This window comes from Mesorhizobium cantuariense, assembly GCF_042647205.1.
GTDB classification, from domain to species: Bacteria; Pseudomonadota; Alphaproteobacteria; order Rhizobiales; family Rhizobiaceae; genus Mesorhizobium; species Mesorhizobium cantuariense.
The window spans coordinates 5,302,400-5,323,135 of sequence record NZ_JBHRVD010000001.1; the positions used below are offsets into that span (position 1 = coordinate 5,302,400).

The 20,736-nt window shown below is 62.9% G+C and carries 22 protein-coding genes; 10 read left to right on the forward strand and 12 right to left on the reverse strand.

Annotated features, from left to right (window positions below):
* Nucleotides 1-41 precede the first annotated feature (41 nt).
* The 6 genes from ACFOJ9_RS25905 (at nt 42) to ACFOJ9_RS25930 (ending at nt 5,044) form a co-directional block, all read left to right on the forward strand.
* Nucleotides 42-1,028 carry a sugar ABC transporter substrate-binding protein gene (locus ACFOJ9_RS25905; protein WP_378982601.1) on the forward strand — a complete coding sequence of 329 codons (987 nt, stop codon included), beginning with the start codon at nt 42-44 and terminating at the stop codon, nt 1,026-1,028.
* 158 nt (nt 1,029-1,186) lie between these two features.
* The gene (locus tag ACFOJ9_RS25910; RefSeq protein ID WP_378988069.1) at nt 1,187-2,188 is read left to right on the forward strand and encodes an ABC transporter permease; all 1,002 of its coding nucleotides are present in this window, start codon (nt 1,187-1,189) and stop codon (nt 2,186-2,188) included.
* Complete coding sequence (locus ACFOJ9_RS25915) at nt 2,188-3,012, forward strand: ATP-binding cassette domain-containing protein (protein WP_378982603.1); 825 nt, start codon at nt 2,188-2,190, stop codon at nt 3,010-3,012. Before ACFOJ9_RS25910 ends, ACFOJ9_RS25915 begins: the two co-directional genes overlap by 1 nt.
* A 115-nt stretch (nt 3,013-3,127) precedes the next feature.
* The gene (locus ACFOJ9_RS25920) at nt 3,128-3,439 is read left to right on the forward strand and encodes a MocE family 2Fe-2S type ferredoxin (RefSeq protein ID WP_378982605.1); all 312 of its coding nucleotides are present in this window, start codon (nt 3,128-3,130) and stop codon (nt 3,437-3,439) included.
* A gap of 1 nt (nt 3,440) precedes the next feature.
* Nucleotides 3,441-4,223 (forward strand): TIM barrel protein, encoded by a 783-nt coding sequence (locus ACFOJ9_RS25925; RefSeq protein ID WP_378982607.1) that lies wholly within the window; start codon nt 3,441-3,443, stop codon nt 4,221-4,223.
* A gap of 8 nt (nt 4,224-4,231) precedes the next feature.
* On the forward strand, nt 4,232-5,044 hold the full coding sequence (locus tag ACFOJ9_RS25930; protein WP_378982609.1) for a 3-methyl-2-oxobutanoate hydroxymethyltransferase: 813 nt from the start codon (nt 4,232-4,234) through the stop codon (nt 5,042-5,044).
* A 28-nt stretch (nt 5,045-5,072) separates the two neighbouring features.
* Here the strand turns inward: ACFOJ9_RS25930 and ACFOJ9_RS25935 are convergent, their stop codons facing one another.
* From ACFOJ9_RS25935 to ACFOJ9_RS25960, 6 genes are all read right to left on the reverse strand, one after another.
* Nucleotides 5,073-5,828 carry an SDR family oxidoreductase gene (locus tag ACFOJ9_RS25935; protein ID WP_378982611.1) on the reverse strand — a complete coding sequence of 252 codons (756 nt, stop codon included), beginning with the start codon at nt 5,826-5,828 and terminating at the stop codon, nt 5,073-5,075.
* On the reverse strand, nt 5,828-6,559 hold the full coding sequence (locus tag ACFOJ9_RS25940; protein WP_378982613.1) for an ATP-binding cassette domain-containing protein: 732 nt from the start codon (nt 6,557-6,559) through the stop codon (nt 5,828-5,830). The genes ACFOJ9_RS25935 and ACFOJ9_RS25940 overlap by 1 nt, the downstream gene beginning before the upstream one ends.
* Nucleotides 6,560-6,562: 3 nt before the next feature.
* A complete protein-coding gene (locus ACFOJ9_RS25945) occupies nt 6,563-7,540 on the reverse strand; it encodes an ABC transporter permease (protein ID WP_378982617.1) in 978 nt (325 codons plus the stop codon).
* Between the two features lie 78 nt (nt 7,541-7,618).
* Nucleotides 7,619-8,596 (reverse strand): sugar ABC transporter substrate-binding protein, encoded by a 978-nt coding sequence (locus ACFOJ9_RS25950; protein WP_378982623.1) that lies wholly within the window; start codon nt 8,594-8,596, stop codon nt 7,619-7,621.
* Nucleotides 8,597-8,621: 25 nt separating this feature from the next.
* On the reverse strand, nt 8,622-9,824 hold the full coding sequence (locus tag ACFOJ9_RS25955; protein WP_378982625.1) for a mandelate racemase/muconate lactonizing enzyme family protein: 1,203 nt from the start codon (nt 9,822-9,824) through the stop codon (nt 8,622-8,624).
* Nucleotides 9,821-10,540, reverse strand: coding sequence for a FadR/GntR family transcriptional regulator (locus tag ACFOJ9_RS25960; RefSeq protein WP_378982628.1), 720 nt, complete (start codon nt 10,538-10,540; stop codon nt 9,821-9,823). The genes ACFOJ9_RS25955 and ACFOJ9_RS25960 overlap by 4 nt, the downstream gene beginning before the upstream one ends.
* Before the next feature lie 98 nt (nt 10,541-10,638).
* Here ACFOJ9_RS25960 and ACFOJ9_RS25965 point away from each other — a divergent pair, with 98 nt between their 5' ends.
* From ACFOJ9_RS25965 to ACFOJ9_RS25980, 4 genes are all read left to right on the forward strand, one after another.
* Nucleotides 10,639-11,544, forward strand: a complete 906-nt coding sequence (locus ACFOJ9_RS25965; RefSeq protein ID WP_378982631.1) for an SMP-30/gluconolactonase/LRE family protein — start codon at nt 10,639-10,641, stop codon at nt 11,542-11,544.
* A 75-nt stretch (nt 11,545-11,619) separates the two neighbouring features.
* Nucleotides 11,620-13,083, forward strand: coding sequence for a phospholipase D-like domain-containing protein (locus tag ACFOJ9_RS25970; RefSeq protein WP_378982634.1), 1,464 nt, complete (start codon nt 11,620-11,622; stop codon nt 13,081-13,083).
* Between the two features lie 112 nt (nt 13,084-13,195).
* A complete protein-coding gene (locus ACFOJ9_RS25975; protein ID WP_378982636.1) occupies nt 13,196-14,044 on the forward strand; it encodes an endonuclease/exonuclease/phosphatase family protein in 849 nt (282 codons plus the stop codon).
* A gap of 63 nt (nt 14,045-14,107) precedes the next feature.
* The gene (locus ACFOJ9_RS25980; RefSeq protein ID WP_378982639.1) at nt 14,108-14,440 is read left to right on the forward strand and encodes a hypothetical protein; all 333 of its coding nucleotides are present in this window, start codon (nt 14,108-14,110) and stop codon (nt 14,438-14,440) included.
* A 39-nt stretch (nt 14,441-14,479) separates the two neighbouring features.
* Here ACFOJ9_RS25980 and ACFOJ9_RS25985 read toward each other — a convergent pair whose 3' ends face one another.
* The 6 genes from ACFOJ9_RS25985 to ACFOJ9_RS26010 are packed head-to-tail and all read right to left on the reverse strand — an operon-like array spanning nt 14,480 to nt 20,596.
* Nucleotides 14,480-15,874, reverse strand: coding sequence for a glutamine synthetase family protein (locus tag ACFOJ9_RS25985; protein ID WP_378982641.1), 1,395 nt, complete (start codon nt 15,872-15,874; stop codon nt 14,480-14,482).
* A gap of 35 nt (nt 15,875-15,909) precedes the next feature.
* Nucleotides 15,910-16,995, reverse strand: coding sequence for a branched-chain amino acid ABC transporter permease (locus ACFOJ9_RS25990; RefSeq protein WP_378982644.1), 1,086 nt, complete (start codon nt 16,993-16,995; stop codon nt 15,910-15,912).
* A gap of 17 nt (nt 16,996-17,012) precedes the next feature.
* Entirely contained in the window at nt 17,013-17,912 is a 900-nt protein-coding gene (locus ACFOJ9_RS25995) for a branched-chain amino acid ABC transporter permease (protein WP_378982646.1), read from the reverse strand.
* Between the two features lie 8 nt (nt 17,913-17,920).
* A complete protein-coding gene (locus ACFOJ9_RS26000) occupies nt 17,921-18,625 on the reverse strand; it encodes an ABC transporter ATP-binding protein (RefSeq protein ID WP_378982648.1) in 705 nt (234 codons plus the stop codon).
* Nucleotides 18,626-18,673: 48 nt separating this feature from the next.
* Nucleotides 18,674-19,828, reverse strand: a complete 1,155-nt coding sequence (locus tag ACFOJ9_RS26005; RefSeq protein WP_378982651.1) for an ABC transporter substrate-binding protein — start codon at nt 19,826-19,828, stop codon at nt 18,674-18,676.
* A gap of 42 nt (nt 19,829-19,870) precedes the next feature.
* Nucleotides 19,871-20,596 (reverse strand): ABC transporter ATP-binding protein, encoded by a 726-nt coding sequence (locus ACFOJ9_RS26010; RefSeq protein WP_378982654.1) that lies wholly within the window; start codon nt 20,594-20,596, stop codon nt 19,871-19,873.
* Nucleotides 20,597-20,736 lie beyond the last annotated feature (140 nt).

Below are 20,736 nucleotides of genomic sequence, written 5' to 3' on the forward strand. Positions count from 1 at the left end.
TTCAAAAACCCGTCCGAAGACGGCAAATGGGAGGAGACGACATGAAACGTATCACAAAACTCTTGGCGGCGATCATGCTTGCCGGCGTGGCGGCGACATCGGCCACATCGGCAATGGCGCAGTCCAAGGGGGCAAAGATCTTCGTCATCGGCGGCAAGGCCGACGACCCGTTCTGGTCGAAGGTCAAGAAGGGCGCCGACGACGCCGGCAAGGTCGCCGAGCTGACGGGCGGCTCGGTCACCTGGCTCGGTCCGCAGAACTACGACAATCTGGGTCCTGACGCGGCCAAGCTTATCCGCACCGCGCTCAGCCAGAATCCCAGCGCCATCGTCGGTCCCGACTGGGTGCCCGAGGCCATGGATGACGCCTTCAAGGAAGTCGTTGCCGCGGGCGTGCCGCTCATCATCTACAATTCCGGCGGCATGGATGCAGCCAAGCGGCTCGGTGCCATGAACTATGTCGGCAACGAGGAATACGCAGCCGGTCTTGGTGGTGGCGCCTATTTTGGCGGCCATGGCGCCAAGAACGTGCTGTGCGTCAACACCTTGCCGGGCTCCACCAACACCGAAGACCGCTGCAAGGGCATTGCCGACGCCATCGCCAAGAGCGGCGGCAAATCGAGCCAGTTGCCGCTGCCTTCTTCCAGCTTCGGCAACCCGACCGCGGTCGCCGAGGCGATCAAGGCCGCCGTGCTGAAGGACAACACGCTCGACGGTGTCATCACCATCAGCGCCGGCGACGCCAACAGCGCCGCCAACGCCATCAGCCAGGCCAGTGTCGGCGACAAGGTCAAGCTCGCGTCGTTCGACATGGACGAAACCGGCCTGCAGCGCATCAAGGACGGCACGCAGATGTTCTCGATCGACCAGCAGCCCTATCTGCAAGGCTTCCTTGCCGTGTCGCTGCTCAACGGCTTCGTCAACTATGGGCTCGACCTGCCGACGAAGCCGGTGCTGACCGGACCCGGGATCGTCGACGCCGCCAATGTCGACGCGACGCTGGCTGGTGCGGCGGCCGGCGCCCGCTAGCTCTTGCAGATCGAATGTCCGGCCCATCCGAGGGCCGGACATCACCTGCCCCGCGCCGACGACCGCGCCAGGCTCCCCATATTCAAGCCAGGGACATTTCGATGACATCCCAAGCCCATCACCAACCCGCCGTGGCAGCGACCGTGCCGCATTCTTCGATGCCCTCGATCGGCAGTCTCGTGCGGCGCCCCGAAGTCGGCTCGCTGATCGGCATGATCGCCGTGCTGGTGTTCTTCTCGATCTTCGGCGGCGCCAATTTCATGTCGGCCGGCGGCGCCGCGAGCTGGCTCAACGTCGCCTCGGAACTCGGCATCATCGCACTCCCGGTGGGGCTGTTGATGATCGCCGGACATCTCGATCTCTCCGTCGGCTCGATGATCCCGGCCAGCTCGATGACCATTGCCATCATCTCGGGCCACTACGACCTGCCGATCATCGTCGGCATCCTCGCCGCGCTCGGCCTTGGGCTCGCCGTCGGCTTCATCAACGGCGTGCTGGTGATCCGCACCAAGGTGCCGTCCTTCGTCGTCACCCTGGCAACGCTGTTTGCGCTGGCCGGCCTGACGCTCGGCCTTTCGGTCATCCTGTCCGGCAGCACCAGTGTCGCGCTGAAGAGCGGACCGACCGCCAAGCTTCTGTTCGGCGACTATCTCGGCGGCAAGTTCCAGGTGACTTTGTTCTGGTGGATCGCCGTCATCCTGATCGTCGGCTTCATCCTGAACTTCTCGCGCTTCGGCAACTGGATCCTGGCCATGGGCGGCGACGCCGTCAGCGCCCGCAATGCCGGCATCCCGACCGACCGGGTCACCATCGCGCTGTTCATGAGCAGCGGCCTGTGCGCTTCCTTCGTCGGCATGTCGCAGGCGATCCTCTACAACAGCGCGCAGGTGGCCGCCGGGCAGTCCTTCATCTTCAATTCGATCATCGCCGTGGTCATCGGCGGTGTGCTGCTCACCGGCGGCTACGGTTCGGTGGTCGGCATCGTGCTCGGCACGCTGACCTTCGCGATCGTCAATCAGGGCATTTTCTACACCGGCTTCGACGCCAACTGGGCGAGCCTGATCATCGGCGTCCTGCTGCTCGCCGCCGTGCTGATGAACAACACCTTCCGCACCATGGCGCTGACCTACGCGCCGCGCACCAAATCGAGGGCCCGCTGATGACAACGCCCCTGCTCAGGCTGACCGCAATCAACAAGTCGTTCGGTCCCATCGACGTGCTCCACGACATCTCGCTGGAGGTCAACAGAGGCGAAGTGCTGTGCCTGCTCGGTGACAATGGCGCCGGCAAGTCGACGCTGATCAAGATCCTCTCCGGTGTCCACAAGCCGACATCGGGTACGATGGAAATGGACGGCAAATCCGTCGCCTTCGACAGTCCCCGCGACGCCAGCGACCATGGCATCGCCACCGTCCACCAGTTCGGCGGCACGTTCCCGCTGATGAGCATCGGCCGCTCCTTCTTCGTCGGCGCCGAGCCGACGCGGCGCTGGGGGCCGCTGACCATCTACGACCGCAAGCGGGCCAACGAGATCGCCGTCACCGAGATGCGCCAGCTCGGCATCACCCGTATCGATGACGGCGATCGCCTCGTCGGCGGACTGTCAGGTGGCGAACGCCAGGCGCTGGCCATCGCACGCGCCGTGCATTTCGGCGCCAGCGTACTGATCCTCGACGAGCCGACCGCGGCGCTCGGCGTCAAGGAGGCGGCGCACGTACTGCGCATCGTGCTCCAGGCGCGCCGCAAGGGCATCGCGGTGATCTTCATCACCCACAATGTCGTCCATGCGCTGACCGTTGGTGACCACTTCGCCGTCCTCATCAGGGGCGCCAAGGCCGCCGATTTCCGCAAGGGCGAGAAAAGCCGCGAGGCGATCACCGACCTGATGGCGGGGGGCGAGCAGATGGCCGAGCTTGAGGCCGAGATCGAGAGCTTCTCCATGGCTGATGACGGGCATGCGCCGCATGGCGCAAGCCATGCGTGACCAGTGAAGACGCCCATCTCCTCCTCCCGGGCATCTTCCTGTGCGGCCGGCGGAATGCGTGGGCCGCCGGCCGCCCCTTTTTCAACCAACCAAAGCAGGCTTGCAGGAATCGGCAATGGCAAAGTGGATCAACGCGTGCGCGACCGATGACATCGACGAAGAGGACGTCATCCGCTTCGATCACGAGGGCCGGACATTCGCCATCTACCGCAGCCCCGACAATGCATTCTTCTGCACCGACGGGCTGTGCACGCATGAGAAGGTGCATCTCAGCGACGGGCTGGTTATGGAGCACAGGATCGAATGCCCGAAGCACAGCGGCGTGTTCGATTACCGGACCGGCGAAGCGCTGCGCGCACCGGTCTGCGTGAGCCTGAAAACCTACGCCACGAAGGTCGAGGACGGCCGCGTGTATATCGAGGTCTGACATGTCCGATACCTTTACGCTTGCGGCTTGCGTCGAAATGCTGTGGCGCGACAAGCCGATGGAATGGCGCGTGCGGCGCCTCACCGAAATGGGCTTCCAGGTCGGTCTCTGGAACTGGCCCGAGCATGACCTTGCTATGCTGGAGAAATCCGGCGCGACGTTCTCGATCATGAACGGCTATTTGCGCGGCCGGCTGGCCGATGACGAGGGTGCCGCCGAACTTTTGAAGACGGCGAAGGAGACGGCGGCCGTCGGCAAGCGGCTCGGCGTCGCACGGCTCAAGTTGCATGGCACCGGACTGGGCGATGGCGGCCTGCCGGTCACGCCTTGCGAAACTGTCACCGGCACGATGTGGCTCAAGGCGCGCGACACGCTAAACCGCATTGCCAACCTCGCCGAAGCCGAGGGCGTGACGTTCACGCTGGAGAATTTGAACCTGCCGGTCGACCATCCCGGTGTGCCGTTTGGGCGCGCCGAGGACACGCTTGCACTGGTGTCTGATGTCAACCGGCCGGGCCTGCGCCTCAATCTCGATCTTTACCATGCGCAGATCGGCGAAGGGAACCTGATCGAACTGTGCCGCGCCTGCCTGCCGTGGATCGGCGAGGTCCAGGTCGCCGACGTGCCCGGACGCATGGAGCCCGGCACCGGCGAGATCAACTATCGCGGCATCGCCCGCGCACTGAAGGACATGGGCTACCGCGGGCCGGTGGGCATGGAGGCGTTTGCCTCCGGCGACCCCGAAGTTGCCCTGCAGGCCTTTCGCGAAGCTTTCACCGTCTGAGGAACGAAATGGTCACCAAGAGCAGCCGCCCCACCGTCGCCGACATCCGCGCCATGAAGGGCCGCGGACAAAAGATTTCCATGCTGTACGTCACCTCTGTCGAAGAGGCGGCGGCAGCGGACGCGGCCGGCGTCGATATGCTTTCGATCGAGGGCCGCTTCTTCTCGCCCGAGATGCGCGAGGCGGCCGGCCGCTGCTTCGTGCAGGTCGGGTTACCTTACGGCCCCGCCGGCGATCTGGTCACCGCTGAGGACTATCTGAAAACCGCTTACCACTTCATGCGCATCGGCGGCGACTGCTTCTACTGCGCCGCCTCGCTCGATATCCAGAAGACGCTTTGCGACAACGCCGTGCCAATCGTCGCCCATGTCGGCCTGATCCCCTCGCAATGCACCTGGACCGGCGGCTTCAAGGCGGTCGGCAGGACGGCCGAGAGCGCGCGTGCGGTGTGGGATCACGTCAAGCGCCTGGAGGCCATCGGCTGCTTTGGCGCCGAGCTGGAAGTCGTGCCCGACCGGATTGCCGAATTGATCACCCGCAACACGCCGATGATCATGCTTGGCATGGGCGCCGGACCACATGCCGACGCGCAGTATCTGTTCAGCGAGGACGTGCTTGGCCACACCGCTGGCCACAGGCCGCGCCACGCCAAGACCTACCGCAACTTCGCCGCCGAGTATGAACGGCTGCAGCGCGAGCGCGTCGCCGCCTATCGCGAATTCATTTCCGACGTGCAGACAGGCGCCTATCCCGAGCCGCAACACGTGGTTCCCGTCACCGACGAGGAGTTTTCTGCTTTCAAGGCCTCGCTGGGCCTCTAGGGGCCTGCCTCGGGGCTTCATGGCGCGACTACCAGCCGCCGTCGACCGCGAAGTTCTGCCCAGTGATCATGCGCGAGCGCTCCGACGCCAGGAAGACGACAAGGTCGGCGACATCCTCCGGCTGGATGCGCTGTTTCAGGCTCTGGTTCTCGAGGATCCAGTCATTGTACTGCTGCAACCGGTCGGCGAACACCCGGTTCTCGGCCTCCGACACGACAGCGCCCGGGGATACGGCGTTGACGCGCACGTTGAAAGGACCAAGCTCGCGCGCCAGCGACTTGGTCAACCCGAGCATAGCGCCCTTGCTTGCCACATAAGGCACGTAGCCGTCCCAACGGCCATTGAGTGTCACTGAGCAGAAATTGACGATCTTGCCGCTGCGCTTCTGCTTCATTCTCGGCGCGATCGCGCGCACCAGCGCGAAGGTAGCCGCCGCATTGACGCGCAGCTGGTCCTCATATTCCTCGATCGAGAAATCCTCGAACGGCTTGTTGATGATCAGCGCTGCATTCGAAACCAGCACGTCGATGCCGCCATGCTCGTCGCTCAGCGCACGTACCATGGCTTCGCTTGCCTTGAGCTCACCGAGATCCTGGCCGACATAGCGCACGTCGACGCCATGATGTGCGGCCACTTCGCGGGCGCGGCTTTCACCGCGCGCATCGCCCGGCCGGTCAAGCAGGATCAGCTTCGCGCCGAGCCTGCCGAAGGCTTCCGCCTGCGCCGTGCCCAAAGTGCCCAACGCACCGGTGATCAGCACGGTGTTGCCCGAAAATTCACCCATCACAGATATCCATGCACCTCTTCGATCGTGGTCCCGCTCACCGGCCTGTCGAGCACGATCTCGCCGCGCGCCATCGCGACCACACGATCACAGCAGTCAAAAACGTGATGCATGTTGTGGCTGATGAAAATGCCGGTCACTCCTTGTGACTTCAGACCGCGTACGAATCCGATCACCTTGCTGGTCTCCTTGACCGAAAGGTGATTGGTCGGCTCGTCGAGAATCATCACCTTCGACTTGAAATGCATGGCGCGCGCGATGGCGACACCCTGCCGCTGGCCGCCTGACAATTCACCGACAAGTGCGTCGGGCGAGCGCAGATGCAGGTCGACATTGGCGATCGCCTTGATGCTTTCGCTACCCATCTTCTTCTGGTCGAGGACGCCAACACCGAATATGGAAAACCGCGTCGGTTCCCGACCGATGAACAGGTTCCTGGCGATCGACATGGTGGGAACCATCGAGTTGTACTGGTAGATGGTCTCGATACCGAGGTTCATCGCATCGCGAGGGCGGGCGATCCGTACCGGTTTGCCGTCCACCAGTATCTCGCCCTCGTCGGCCGTATGGACGCCTGACAGAATGTTGATGAGCGTCGATTTGCCGGCACCATTGTCGCCGACCAGCCCGAGCGCCTCGCCCCGCTTCAAGTCGAGGCTCACGCCCTTCAGCGCATGGACGCCGGAGTACCATTTGTGAAGATTGCGGACGGAGATGATTGCGTCTTCCATGCCTCAGCCCTCCATCTTGATCGCCTTGGCGCGCTTGCGCATCCAGGCATTGGCGACGACAGCGAAGATGGTCAGAAAGCCGATCGCGAATTTGAACCAGTTCGCGTCAACGTGGGAGAGCACAAGCCCGTTGTCGATGATGCGAATGAGGATCGTGCCGATGATACCGCCAGCGACCGTACCGATGCCGCCTGCGAGCGAAGCACCGCCGATGACCGCCGAGGCGACTGCCTGGAGTTCCAGACCCTCGCCGATGGAAGGCAAAGGAGAGCCCAGCCTCAGCACTTGCAACATGCCGGCGAAACCGGACAGCATCGAGCAAAGCATGAAGCATGCGAGCTTCACCCTTGCGGTCGGGATGCCCATCGAGGCAGCAGCGGGAAGGAAGCCGCCGGTGGCCTTTATCCAGTTGCCGAAATTGGTTCTGGAAAGCATCAGCGACGTCAGGACGGCAATTCCGGCAAACCACAGGAACGACATGCGGAACATGTTGCCGGGACCGACAAACGAGGTGAACAGCCAGTTCGGCAGATCAGCGGGAAGCAGGGGTGGAAACCCGCCCGAGACGACGATCGTCAGCGACCGGGCGATGAACAGCATGCCCAGCGTGGTGATGAAGCTCGGGATCTCGAACCGGATCGTCACATAGCCGTTGATGAACCCGATCAACGCGCAAACGACCAGGCCGGCCAGCAAGGCAAGAGGGAAAGGCACACCCTCGACCATGAGGACGGCCATGGACATCGGCATCAGCGCAAACACAGATCCAACCGATAGGTCGAACTCGCCGCTGATCATCAAGATCGTGACGCCGATGGCGACGAGGCCCGTCTCCGGCAAAATGCCGAGTATGCCGCGAAGGTTATCCTGGTTGAGGAACACGCCATCCGAGCGGATCTCGAAAATCACCACCAGAAGCACCAGCAGGATCAGTCCCGCCAGTTCCGGCTTTTCCAGATAGGTCTTGAAGAGGCGTTTCAAGGCAGGCTCCAGGAATTCGAGGCAAGGAACCACCCGGCAGCATAAGCGCCGCCGGGTGAACACAGGGCGCGTGTGCGCCTAACGCAGACCTTGCGCGGAAAGCGTCATGATTGCGTCGGCCTGATCCGGGCGCACGATGCCCTGCCCGGTATCGATGTCGGAGGGTGCCAGGCCCACCTTCTTGTTCAGATAGGCTTCCATCACCGGCATGAAGCCCTGCATGTAGGGCTGCTGGTCCACCAGGGCCTGCACATAGCCCTTCTGCATCTGCTGCAGAACCTCAGGCACCAGATCGAAGCCGCCAAGGAGGACCTTGCCGGGCGCGACGCCGCGATCCTGCAGTGACCGCGCAACGCCCGCGCACCAGAAGCCGGTGTCGAAATAGGCGGTGGTGTCGGGATGCGCGTTGAGATAGGCGCCGACACGATCGGACGTGACCGCAAGGTCCGTTCCGCTGTCGATCCGCTCCCATGAGACCTGGCGGTCGGGATGGGCCGCCTTGTACTCTTCCAGGAACTGCATCACGCCTGCGCCGCGACTTTCCGACCAGTTCTGGCCTGGTGCGGAAATGCCAACCAGAACCTTGATTGGCCCTTCTTTCGGGAAGCTCTCGGAAATCGCCTTGCCGAGCGAATAGCCCGCCGGCTTGAAACCTTGCCCTATGAAGGCCTGCCGGGCATTGCCCTTGGCGCCGTCGGTGTCATCGACATTGACCGCAATCACCAATACGCCGGCATCTCGCGCTTCCTTGATGACGTCGTCGAACGCCTTGTTGTCGACGATCGAGGTCAGCAAGGCATCCGGCTTGGCGGCAAGTGCTGCGCGCATGTTGGCGAGTTGCTGCTCGACCGAACCCTCGGTCTGGGTGAAGATCATGTTGCACTTGGCTTCGACCTTGCCGCAGGCGTCGTCATAGCCCTTCTTCACCGCCTGCCAGAAGGTGTTCGAGGCCGACGAATGGTGCGTAAAGACGATGTTGAGTCCGTCGGCGCTGGCGACGGAAGGCCCGGCGAGCAGCGTCGTAGCGAGCAAAAGCGTTGCAGTCAGTCGTTTCATTGCTATTCCTCCCGTTGAGTGTTCTTCAGATGTCCGCCTTGTCGGAGACGCGGCGATGGACGGTGTAGGCCCGACCGAGGTCGGGATTGAGTTCCAGCCCGAGGCCCGGGCCGGGCGGCACGGTGATCATGCCGTCCTTGACTTCCGGTATCGCGGTCACCAGATCGCGATACCAGGTCCGGTAAAAGGCCCGCACGCTCTCCTGCACGAGCGCGTTGGGCGCGTTGAGAGACAAATGTGTGGACGCCGCCAGAACCACTGGCCCGGTGCAGTCATGCGGGGCGACCGGCAGGTGCCAGGCCTCCGCCATCGCGGCGATCTTGCGTGCTTCCGAAAGCCCGCCGCACCAGGAAATGTCCAGCATCACGATACCTGCAGCACCCGTCTCCAGAAGGTCCCGGAATGCCCAGCGGCTGCCCAAGGTTTCTGATGCCGAGATCGGCGCCGGGCTCGCGGCCTCATAGCGCTTGAGATCGGCGAGGCTGTCCATGCGGATGGGATCTTCGTGCCAGTAGGTGCCATAAGGTGCGAGCGCCTTGGCGATCTTGATCGCCGGCAAGAGCTGCCACATGGAGTGGAACTCGACCATGATGTCGATCTTGTCGCCGACGGCTTTGCGGATCTTCTCGAAAGGCTGCAATGCGGCTTTGAGGTCGGCGGCGGTGATATCCTGCCCCCTGCTTTTCTCGGCGGCATGGTCGAAGGGCCAGATCTTCATGGCCGTGATACCGTCTTCAAGGAGCTCTGCCGCCAATTCGTCGGCGCGGTGGAGAAACCCGTTCAGATCGTCGTAGCCCTGCCTTCTGCCGAGACCATAATTTGCGGTGGTCTGTCCCTTGGCGTCCTTGATGTATTCGGTGCCGGCGCAGGTGTTGTAGGTACGGATGGACTGCCGTGAAAAGCCTCCGAGAAGCTGCGCAATCGGCTGGTTCGTCGCCTTGCCGAAAATATCCCAGAGCGCGATGTCGAAGGCGGAATTGCCGCGCACTTCGACCCCGCTTGAGCGGAAACCGAGATAGCCGACCAGATCCGCGGAAAGCAGATCGATCTGCAGCGGATCGCGGCCGATTACGCGTGGCGCGACATATTCGTGCAGATATTCCTCGACCGTGCGCGCCATGAAGAAGGTTTCGCCAAGGCCGGTGATGCCTTCGTCTGTATGCACCTCGACCCAGAGCAGATTGGGTCGTTCTTCGATGCGGATGGTCTCGATCGAGCGGATTTTCATGCGATCCCCGCGTCGATCAGCGCCTTGACGCTTTTGTCGAAATGCGCGGCCATATGTTCGGCGGCAAGTTGCGGATTCCCCACGATGATCGCCCGAGCTATATCTCCGTGACCCTCGATCATCTTGATCTGTTCTTCCTCGGTGGCACGCGTACGCCAGCCGATCACCCAGGTGCGTCGCGTGACACCGCTGAAGGCGTTGATGATCAACGAGAACACCGGATTGTGGGAGGCCTGCGCGATCACCTGATGGAACGCGATATCGTGCTCCATGACGATCTCGGGCGAGCGACAGTTCTCACGCATCAGCCACGCGTATTTTTCTATTTCAGCCGCCTCCGCGTCGGTCCGCCGGAGTGCGGCGAGCGCCACCGTGCGCATTTCGATTGTACGGCGCACATCATAAACCTGGTGGACGCTGATCTGTTCGGTAGTGATGCCGTGCTCGATCACCATCGACATCGCATCTGTGTCCAGCTTGGCGACGCTCGCGCGCCGACCAGCGCTGATATCGATCAAACGCATCGCCGACAGTGATCGAAACGCCTCCCGTACAACCGTCCGCGAGACGCTGAGCTTGCGGGTCATATCGGCTTCGCTGGGCAACAGGTCGCCGGGGCCGAGGCCCTCAACGCGGATGTGTCGGGTGATGGCCTGAATGGCGGTGCTTACCAGACCGGGGCTGGTGACCTCAGGCGTGGCGCCTCGACCTGCCATCATTTGCTCCTCAACCTGTATGACATGTTTTCTTGAAATGCATATATCTTTGTGAAATTGTGTCTGTCAAGTAGGGCAACAATAGAGAGAGGAAGAGCATGGACAGAGGAGAGATGCAGGCAATTTTCGTGCTCGATGCCAGGGATGTCGTCGGGGAGAGCCTGGTTTGGGATGGGGACAGGAAGAAATTGGTGTGGGTGGATATTATCCGGCGACGTATCCATCAGCTCGATCCGGACACTCTCGATCACCAGAGCTGGCAAACTCCGGACCTCGCAACGTCGATTGGGCTGTGCAGGGACGGTGGCGCAATCGTCGGGTTGCGAAAGGACGTGGCGCTGTGGGACTTCGGGAAGACCTTCCGGACGATCGCGACGATCGAACCGGATAGCCCGGACACACGGTTGAATGAGGGCGTGGTCGCCCCAGACGGCTCGTTCTGGGTCGGGACCATGGAAAACAATATCGGCCCCGACGATCTTCCGCGCGATATTTCGCGAGATGCGGGGCGGATCTATCGCGTCGACACGAACGGCATTGTAGAGGCGCTCAGCGCCGATCGCTTCGGTATCACCAACACCATGGTCTGGACGGCGAATGATACCTTCGTCACGGCGGACACGACGAAGAACCAGATCTTCCGCTATCGCTGGGATCGGTTGCAATCGCGAATAACCGACAGGCGCCTTTTCTTCTCGGACTTTCCGCGCGGTCTGCCCGACGGGTCGTGTATGGATGCGGAGGGCTATGTCTGGAATTGTCGCGTTGCCGGGGGTGGCTGCCTCGTCCGCATTTCACCTGATGGAGCTTTGGACAAAGTGGCGGAACTGCCCTGCAGCTGGCCTACGAGCTGTGCCTTTGGTGGCGAGAATTTCGATACCCTCTTCGTCACTTCGGCACGGTTTACCATGAGCGAGAGACATCTGCAGGCAAACCCGCATGAGGGCGGGTTGTTCGCGGTGCGGACAGGCATTCGAGGCACGCCGACCAACCGGTTCGGATGAACTCCGCTAGGTGGGCCGCATCAGGGATGACCGGCTGCATTGCGTTCCGCAGCCGCTCGCTGGATAGTCTCGGCTATGTTGGAGACCCTGGCGACTCACTGGCCGCAAATCCTCGCCATCATCTCGGTGGTGATGGCGACCGTCGGCATCGTCCACGCCGTTATGACCAAGGAGGATGTCCGCGCCGCCACCGGTTGGGTCGGCGTGATGGTGCTGTCGCCGATCCTCGGCGTCCTGATCTATGCCGTCGCCGGCATCAACCGGATTCGCCGTGCCACGATCACCGCACAGCGTCCGCTTGCCGGCGACGCGGTGTCCGCCAAGCATGAGCGCGACGTCGCTGCCGAAGAGGCTCTGATCGTCGAGCGATACGGGCAGCGGTTCACCGGCCTGAGAACACTGGGCGATAGGGTGGCGCGGCGCGCACTCACCCCGGGAAATGCAATCGAGGTGCTGGAGACCGGCGACGAAGCCTATGCCGCCATGTGCGCGGCGATCGACGGCGCCGAGCGCGGCATCCTGCTCGAGACCTATATTTTCGACAATGACGCCGTCGGCCTGCTCTTCGTTGAAGCGCTGGCCGGCGCCGTCCGGCGCGGCGTCACCGTCCGCGTGCTGATCGATGCCGTCGGCGCCCGCTACTCCGTGCCGAGTATCCTGGGGCATCTGCGCGAGGCCAACATCACCGCCGATGTCTTCAACGGCAACATCGTCATGGGCCTGCGCCTGCCCTACGCCAATCTCAGGACCCACCGGAAGATCCTCGTGGTCGACGGCGCGGTCGCCTTTACCGGCGGCATGAACATCCGCAAGGGCTTCTCCGCCGAATTCGCCGGCTCCAACAGCGCCAGGGACACGCATTTCCGGGTGACCGGTCCGGTCGTCGCCGACCTCTTTTCAGTCGCCGCCGAGGACTGGCGCTTCGCCACCAACGAGGCGCTGAAAGGCGATGACTGGCGAATTGCCCCGCTGTCGCCGGGGCCGGGTGTGCCGATGCTTGTGCGAGCCGTGGCGTCCGGTCCGGACGCCAGCAACGAAACCAACCACAAACTGCTGATCGGCGCCTTCTCCGTCGCCCGCAAATCGATCCGTCTGATGTCGCCCTACTTCCTGCCGGATCGCGAACTGATCAGTGCACTAATCACCGCGGGCAGACGCGGCGTCGAGATCGACATCGTCGTGCCGGCTGTGAACAATCTTTTCCTGGTCGACCGTGCGATGACGGCGCAGTTCGATCAGGTGCTGAAACATTATTGCCGCGTCTGGCGCACAGAGGGAGCTTTCGACCATTCGAAGCTGCTTTCGATCGACGGCGTGTGGGCCTATGTCGGCTCTTCAAATCTTGACGCCCGATCGCTGCGGCTGAATTTCGAGATCGACCTTGAGGTTCTCGACGCCGGCTTTGCCGGCGAGATCGAGGCCCGCATCGGGTCGGCGCTCGAAACGGCCGTGCCGGTGACGCTGGAAGCATTGCGGGCCCGGCCGTTCCTTATCAGGCTGTTCGACCGGGTGCTTTGGCTCGGTTCGCCCTATCTCTAACGCGGAGGTGCGTCGTTGTGGAACTCGCCTGTCATGGAACATACGCCGATATTGCCTATTTTGACTGTATCCAGCTTCTGAATTGAAGCCAGCGAGGACGAGCAGCACAGATATGCAGAGAACTGGACGCAGCCTCCCGGCAAGCATGCTTCTGTCCATTCGCGACCGGAGGATGCAGAAGGCAAACGCCGCTGCACACAAGACGACGGTCACCACCGGCACGCTGGTTGCATCCTACAATGTCCACAAATGCATCGGCGTCGACAGGAAGTTCGACCCGGAGCGGACCATCCGCGTCATCCGCGAAATCGATCCGGATGTCATTGCGTTGCAGGAAGCCGACAACCGCTTCGGCGACCGTGACGGCCTTCTCGACCTGCTCCGGCTCGAGCGGGAAACCGGCCTGGTTCCGGTGCCGATTTCGGCCACCGGCAAGGGCCATGGCTGGCACGGCAATGTGCTGCTGTTCAAGAAGGGCGTCGTTCGTGACGTGCATCAGATCAAGCTTCCGGGACTGGAGCCGCGCGGTGCGGTGGTGGCGGAGATCGACTTCGACGGAAGCCAGACGCTGCGCATCATCGCCGCCCATCTCGGCCTGCTGCGCCGATCGCGTTCCCAGCAGGCGCGTGTCGTGCTCGAGCTGATGAACAGTCCGGACGAAACGCCAACCTTGCTGCTTGGCGACCTGAATGAATGGCGGCTCGGCAATCGCTCCGCGCTCAACACACTGCATGCGACGTTCGGTCCGCAGCCGCCGGCGGTCCCCACCTTTCCGTCGAACCTGCCGCTGCTGGCGCTAGACCGGATCATGGCCAACCGGCATGGCATGATCGCCGCTGTCGAAGCGCATGACACGCCGCTTTCGCGCGTTGCCTCCGACCACCTGCCGCTGACGGCCTTCGTGCGCCTGGAGCGTATCTCCGATAACGCCTTGATGTCTCCGGCGTCGCAAAGCGTGTAGATTTACGCTGGAACGCCCGGTTCTCCCGTGAGTTTACATGTCTTGAACTCGCAGGAGGACGACATGAAAAAGCTGATTTTAGCGTCCGTGTTGGCATTTGCCGCGACAGGGGCAGTCGTTGCGCCAACGCAGGCCGCAAGTGTGATTATCCAGTCCGACGACGGTGACCAGTATTCGCCGGATGATCAATACGACAATGGCGAAATCGTTGTTCGCCGCCATCATGACCGGCGTATTTACGACAACCAGTATGGTGACGACCAGAGTGTGCAATACGGTGACTACAACGATGGCGAGTATCGCCGCCACCACCGGCATCATCGCTGCCATATCGAACTGGTCAAGCACTGGCGCCATCACCATAGGGTGATCGAGGAGGTCCGCGTCTGCGGCTGATCCTGGTTAGACCAACCGGCTGGCTTCATTTGGGCATGATCAGCTGACGAAATAGCGCTGCCACTCGAAGTCGGTGATGTGCGACGCCTGCCAGGCGTCGAATGCTGCCTGCTCGGCCCGCCGGCTCTCGGCATAATTGTCGCGGAAGGCCTCGCCGAAGGCATCGGCGCAGAAATCCGATGCGGCGAACGCCGCGATCGAAGCATTGAGCGTGCGCGGCAGTTTCGGCTTGTCGAGATTGGCGAGGTTCGACGTCACCGGCGCTTCGAGCGGCAGGTCCTTCTCGATCCCCTCGCAGCCAGCCGCCAGGATAGCGGCGATCGACAGATAGGGATTGATGTCGGCGCCAGGTGCGCGGTGCTCCAACCGGCAGGCGCCGTCATTCGGCGTGGTGATGACGCGGATCGGTGCGGTGCGGTTCTCGAAACCCCAGGCGACGTCCTCGGGCGACCAGGCGCCGCGGTCGAAACGGCGGTAGGAATTGACAGTCGGCCGAAACAGCAGATGTGTTTCCTGCATCCGGTTGAGCAGGCCCGCAAGGAATTTTTCGGCGACCGGCGTCAGCCGGTTCGGACCCGCGGCGAAGGCCGGCTTGCCGTCGCGCCACAGGCTGACATGGTGATGCGCCCCGCAGGCGCTTTCCTTGCCCGGCGGCTGGAAGCGCGTCATGAAAGTGGCGACCAGGCCACGCTCAGCGCACAGCTCGCGCAGATGCAGCTTGGCACGCATGGCGTCATCGGCCGCCTGCAGCGCCGATTTCGGCGTCAGCGCATACTCATACATGCCGTAGCCATATTCGGTGACCAGTGAGGCAACGCCGATGTCGATGCTCTTCATGCGGGTGATGAATTCGGCGGCAAAATCCTGATATTCGCCGCTGCGCACCAGATCATAGTTGATCAGCGAATGGCCCCAAGGCTTCAGCTCGCGGTAGCGCCCGGCGCGCATCAGATCGTGGTCGGCGTGGAAGATGCCGAACTCGTATTCGAGCGCGATCATCGGCTCGTAGCCGAGCGCCCTGGCGCGTTCCTCGACGCGGGCGAGCACACCGCGCGGATCGAATGGACAGACTGTACCGTCGAGCATGTAGGAGCTCGTGATGGCCGAGGCGAATTTCGGCTTCCAGCCGTGCTGGACGACCGTCGCCGGATCGATGATTCCCTTGATGTTGGGAAAGCCGTTCTCCTCATTGGCGCTCAGCGAGGCGAAGGCAACATCGCCCATCGGTTGGCCGTCGCCATGGGTAACGCAATAGAGGATGGCGTTGATGGATTCGCCATAGGTAGAGAGCTTCAGCGGTGCGATCTTGGAGCGGAACGCCCCTGATGTGTCGACGGTATGGATCTCGATGAATTCGACGCCGTCGGCCGCCAGCTTGCTCTGCAGCGCTTCGAGCCTGGGCTTGTAGGCCGCGGCCTTGTCCTCAAATTCCACTTTCAAACCTCCACCAGGAAAACCAAGGGGCTACGCTATTTCGCGTTGCGCCTGAAAAATCGCGACAACAGTTCGTCGAGCTCGTAACGGCCGCTGATGCCGCTTGGCCGGAAGGCCATGCAAAGCACGATGACGACGCCGAGCGCCACACCCGACAGCCCGAGCAGCTGCGGCAGCTGGATGCCGGCGATCGTCACGCCGGATTCGATGCTGCGGATGAATTCCAGCCCGACCGAAAGCATGATCACGCCGGTCACCGCGCCGGTCACCGTCGCCATGCCGCCCAGAATCAGCATCGCCAGCGTGTTGAAGATCATCTGGAAGTAGAAAAGCTTGGGACTGATCGTACCGGCGAAATAGGCGTAGAGCACGCCGGCCAGGCCGCAGATCAGCGCCGACAGCACCCATGACATCAGCCGCAGGCGCCGGGCGTCGATGCCGAGCGCTGCGGCGGCTTGCGGGCTCTGGGCGCTGGCGCGGAGCTGCAGGCCCCAGCGGCTGTCCTTGAACAGCCGCGCCAGCACGATCACCACCACCGAGAACACCATCATCCAGGGCAAGCCGACCACCTTCGGGATGCCGAAGAAGGCCTGGTTGCCCTTGAACAGATTGGTCCAGTTGAGAAACACCGAATGGACGATGATCAGCAGCGCCAGGCTGACGATGGTCGCGGCGACGCCCGACAGGCGGCTGATGACCTTGCCGCTGACGGCGGCGACGATGCCGACCGCGATCAGCGCGATGAGCGCCGACGACACCGGATCGAGTTGCAGCGTGGCGAAGCCGAACGGCGCATTGGGGATCGACAGCTTCTTCATCGCCAGCGGCGTCGACAGGATGGCGACGCCATAGGCACCGAGGCCGACAAAGGCACTGTGGCCGAGATTGGCGATGTTGCTGTTGCCCATGAACACCTGAAGGCCGACGACGACGATCAGGTTCACGAAGGCACCGAGCGCCAAATAGGTGTAGTAGGTCGGCGCGAAATTCAGGATCAGCAGCCCGACCACCAGCACCGGCACCGACGTTACCAGCCCACCGATCAGCGAGCGCGTCAACGCACTGCCAGACTTCGCGACAACGGCGGCGGACGGCGCGGTCTCTTCGATTGCCTGCGACACCTCAAATCTCCCCCACGTCAAATCTCCTTGTCGCCGAGTTCGACCCGCTGGCCGAGCAGGCCTTCTGGCCGGTAGACAAGCAGCGCGACGATGATCCCGTAGGTGAGCGCGTCCTTGAAGCCCCCATATTCCTGCGGCAACGCAACCAGCAGGCCGACCTCGATGAAGCCGAGCAGCATGCCGCCGGCCGCAGCGCCTGCCAGCGAGCCAAAGCCGCCGATCACGCAGGCGACGAACGCCTTCAGCACCAGGCTGAAGCCGAGATCGGGCGAGACGCTGCCGCGCCGCGCGATGATGAAGACGGCCGCGATGCCGGCCAGTGCACCCGAGATGGCGAAGGCGGTGGCGATCACCCGGTTCGCCTTGATACCCATCAGCCGCACCGTGGCGAAATCGCGCGACGCAGCGCGGATGGCGAGGCCGAGCGTCGAACGGTTGAGGAAGAGCACCAGGGCGAGGATGGTCAGACCGGAGACGATGAGCTCCATCACCTGCAGTGACGATACCGCGAAGGGGCCAAAGAACCACATCTGGTTCAGCCCGTTGAGGATCGAAACCGACTGCGGCTTTGGCGAGATCAGCAGCATGAACAGGTTCTGCACGACGATCGAGACGCCGAAGGCGGTCAGCAGTCCTGTCGTCGTCGGCGCATAGCGCACCGGCCGGAACGCCACCCGCTCGAAAGCGATGGCCGCAAGGGCAGCGGCAGCAACAGCAAGCAGCACCGCGACGAATGGCGAGGTCAGGCCGAGCGCCGCCGCCAGGAACACGCTGTAGGCGGAGACGCCGATGATTTCGCCATGCGCGAAATTGACCAGGCCCATGATCGAGAACACCACGGCAAGGCCGAGCGCCACCAGCGAATATTCCGCACCGAAAGCCAGCGCGTTGAGAAGCTGCTGCAAGGCATAGTCCATGTCGCCGCCTACCCGCCGATATAGAGGTTGAAGAGACCGTGTTCGTCGGCAAGGCTGGAGGGTGGCCCGCTGTGGCGAAGCGTGCCGGCACTAACGACATAGACGCGGTCGGCGAAACGCAGCGCCTGCCTGGCGTTCTGCTCGACCACCAGCAGCGTCAGCCCTTCCGCCTTAAGCTCGCCGATGAAATCGAAGATCTGCACCACGATCTTCGGCGCCAGCCCCAGCGACGGCTCGTCGAGCAACAGCAGCTTCGGCCGCGACATCAGCGACCTGGCGATAGCCAGCATCTGTTGCTCGCCACCGGAAAGCGTGCCGGCCGCCTGCCCATAGCGTTCGGAAAGCACCGGAAACAAGGCGAGGAAGCGCTCGATGTCCTGGCGCACGCCCTTGGGATCACGCCGTATCGCTGCACCTAGCCGTAGGTTCTCGCCGACCGTCAGATTGGCGAAGATGTGCCGGCCTTCCGGGGTCGAGGTCAGGCCGGCGCGAATGCGGGCCTCGGTGCGGACACGCGAAATGTCCTGGCCGTCGAGAACGATGCGGCCGGAAGCCGGCGTGACCAGACCGGTCAGCGCATGGATGGTCGAGCTCTTGCCGGCGCCGTTGGGACCGAGCAGGGCAACGAGTTCGCCCCGTCCGACCTTCAGGCTGAGATCGCGCACCGCGCTCACCGCGCCGTAGCGGACGACAAGATTGTCGACGCTCAGCACGACGAGACCAGCGCTGCCAAGACTCGATCCATCATCGCTTGCTGCCCGTCAGTTCAGCGCCGGAACGAAGGTCGGCGGCGTGTCGGTGATCAGCACCCGCTTGCCGTTCGCGAACCCCATCACCGGCACGGCCTTGACCGGATAACCCTTCTTCGCGGCGAAGGAGATGATCGGCGCCGTGGTGCCGGGATAGCCGCCCGGCGCGCGGATCGCCTCGCGCAAGGCGGCGGGCTCGACCGTGCCGGACTTCTTCGCCGCCTCGTAGCTGATCTGCACCATGTCGGCGCCGAGCGCGTCGAAGATGCCGTTGATCGTGTAGCCGTCAGCCTTGCATTGGGCCAGGAACTTGTCGATCGGGCTGTCGACGCCGGTCGCGCCATGGGTAGCGAACATCACCTTCTCCAGCGATGCCGGATCACCCACGGTGCCTTCCAGCGACTTGTCGTCGAAGGCATCGCAGCCGGCGACCCAACCGTCATAGCCATTGGCGCGCAGCTGGCGGATGAAAATGCCGACATCGGGCAGCACGCCGCAGATGTGGATGGCATCCGGCTTCTGCGGCAGCGCCTTGATGCTGGCGATCTGCGGCGACCAGTCTGATGTGCCCCAGGAATAGTTGAGCTTGGAAACGACCTTGCCGCCGAGATGTTCGAACACCTCGCCGAACCACTCCGGCAGCTTTTCCGAATAGGAACCGGCATCGGGCGAGACCATCAGCGCCACGGTACGGGCACCCTTGCCGTAGAGCGCATTGGCGGTCGCTGCCGCATTGATCGGATCCGGCACCGCGCCGGCAATGAAATTGTCGAGGCCGGCCTGCTGCATCTCAAGCTGCGTGTTCGGCGCCGAGAATACAGTAGCACCATAGGGCGCGGCGATCTGCGCTGTCGGGATCAGCGCATCCGGGAACGGCACGCCGGTGATGACCTGGGCGCCGGCATCGAGGAATTTCTGGCCGAGCGACACCGAAAGCTGCGGATCGGAGCGGTTGTCCTCGATCATCAGCTCGACCTTGGGATCACCGGCGCCTGCGGCCTTGTTCAATTTGTCGGCCATGCAGCGCGCCCCTTCGGCCTCGCTGTAGGGTGCGTAGGTGCCGGTCATCGCCACCGCGAGACCGATCTTCAAATCGGCGGCCCCGGCATGCGTCACCTGCAAAAGCCCCGCCGCCACGACCGCGGCCCCCAAAATCATCTTCTCCATTTGACCCCTCCTTCTCCGTTGTTGTTGGCGTTTAGGGCGCCGTCACGATGTTGCAGACTGCCCGACATAAACCTCGATGACGCGCGGATCGCGCCACACCGCTTCGGTCTGCCCGGACGCGATCACCTGACCCTGGTCCATGACACAGAGCCGGTCGCAAAGCCGGTTGATGAAGCGCAAATCGTGATCGATGACGATGGTGGCGCAGCCGACATCCCTGCGAATGCCCTCGATCGCCACCGCCAATGTCTCGGACTCGCCTTCGTTGAGCCCGGCCGCCGGCTCGTCGAGCAGCAGCAGCGATGGGCCCAATGCCAGCGCGCGGGCGATTTCGAGCCGGCGCTGGCTGCCATAGGACAGCGTGCCGGCCGGAACGTCGGCGAAGCCGTCCAACTGATATTCGGCAAGCAGTTGATCGACGCCGATGCGTGCCGCCGCTTCCGGCCGAACCGCCTGGCAGGTGATATGAGCGACCTCGACATTCTGCCGGACGGTCAAATCCTTGAACAGGCGGATGGTCTGGAACGTGCGCGCGACGCCGGCCCGTGCGCAATGTTCAGGACCGTGGCCGGTGATCTCCTTGCCAGCCAGTCTGACACTGCCGGTGTCCGGCTTGAGCACGCCGGAGATGGCATTGACCAGGGTCGATTTGCCGGCGCCATTAGGGCCGATCAGGCCGAGGATTTCGCCGGCCTCGCAGGCCAGCGAGGCACTGCGCAACGCCTGCACGCCGCCAAAGGTCTTGCTGACTGCCTCAACCGACAGCATCGGTCACATCTCCCATCCGGCCGATGGCTATTTCTCCTGTCGGCCGGTCAGCAGGATGCTAGACCCTCGACTTTTCCATAACAAGTATTTTTTTCCATTTTAGAAAATATTCTTGAGAGGCACCAAACTTTCGGGCCCGG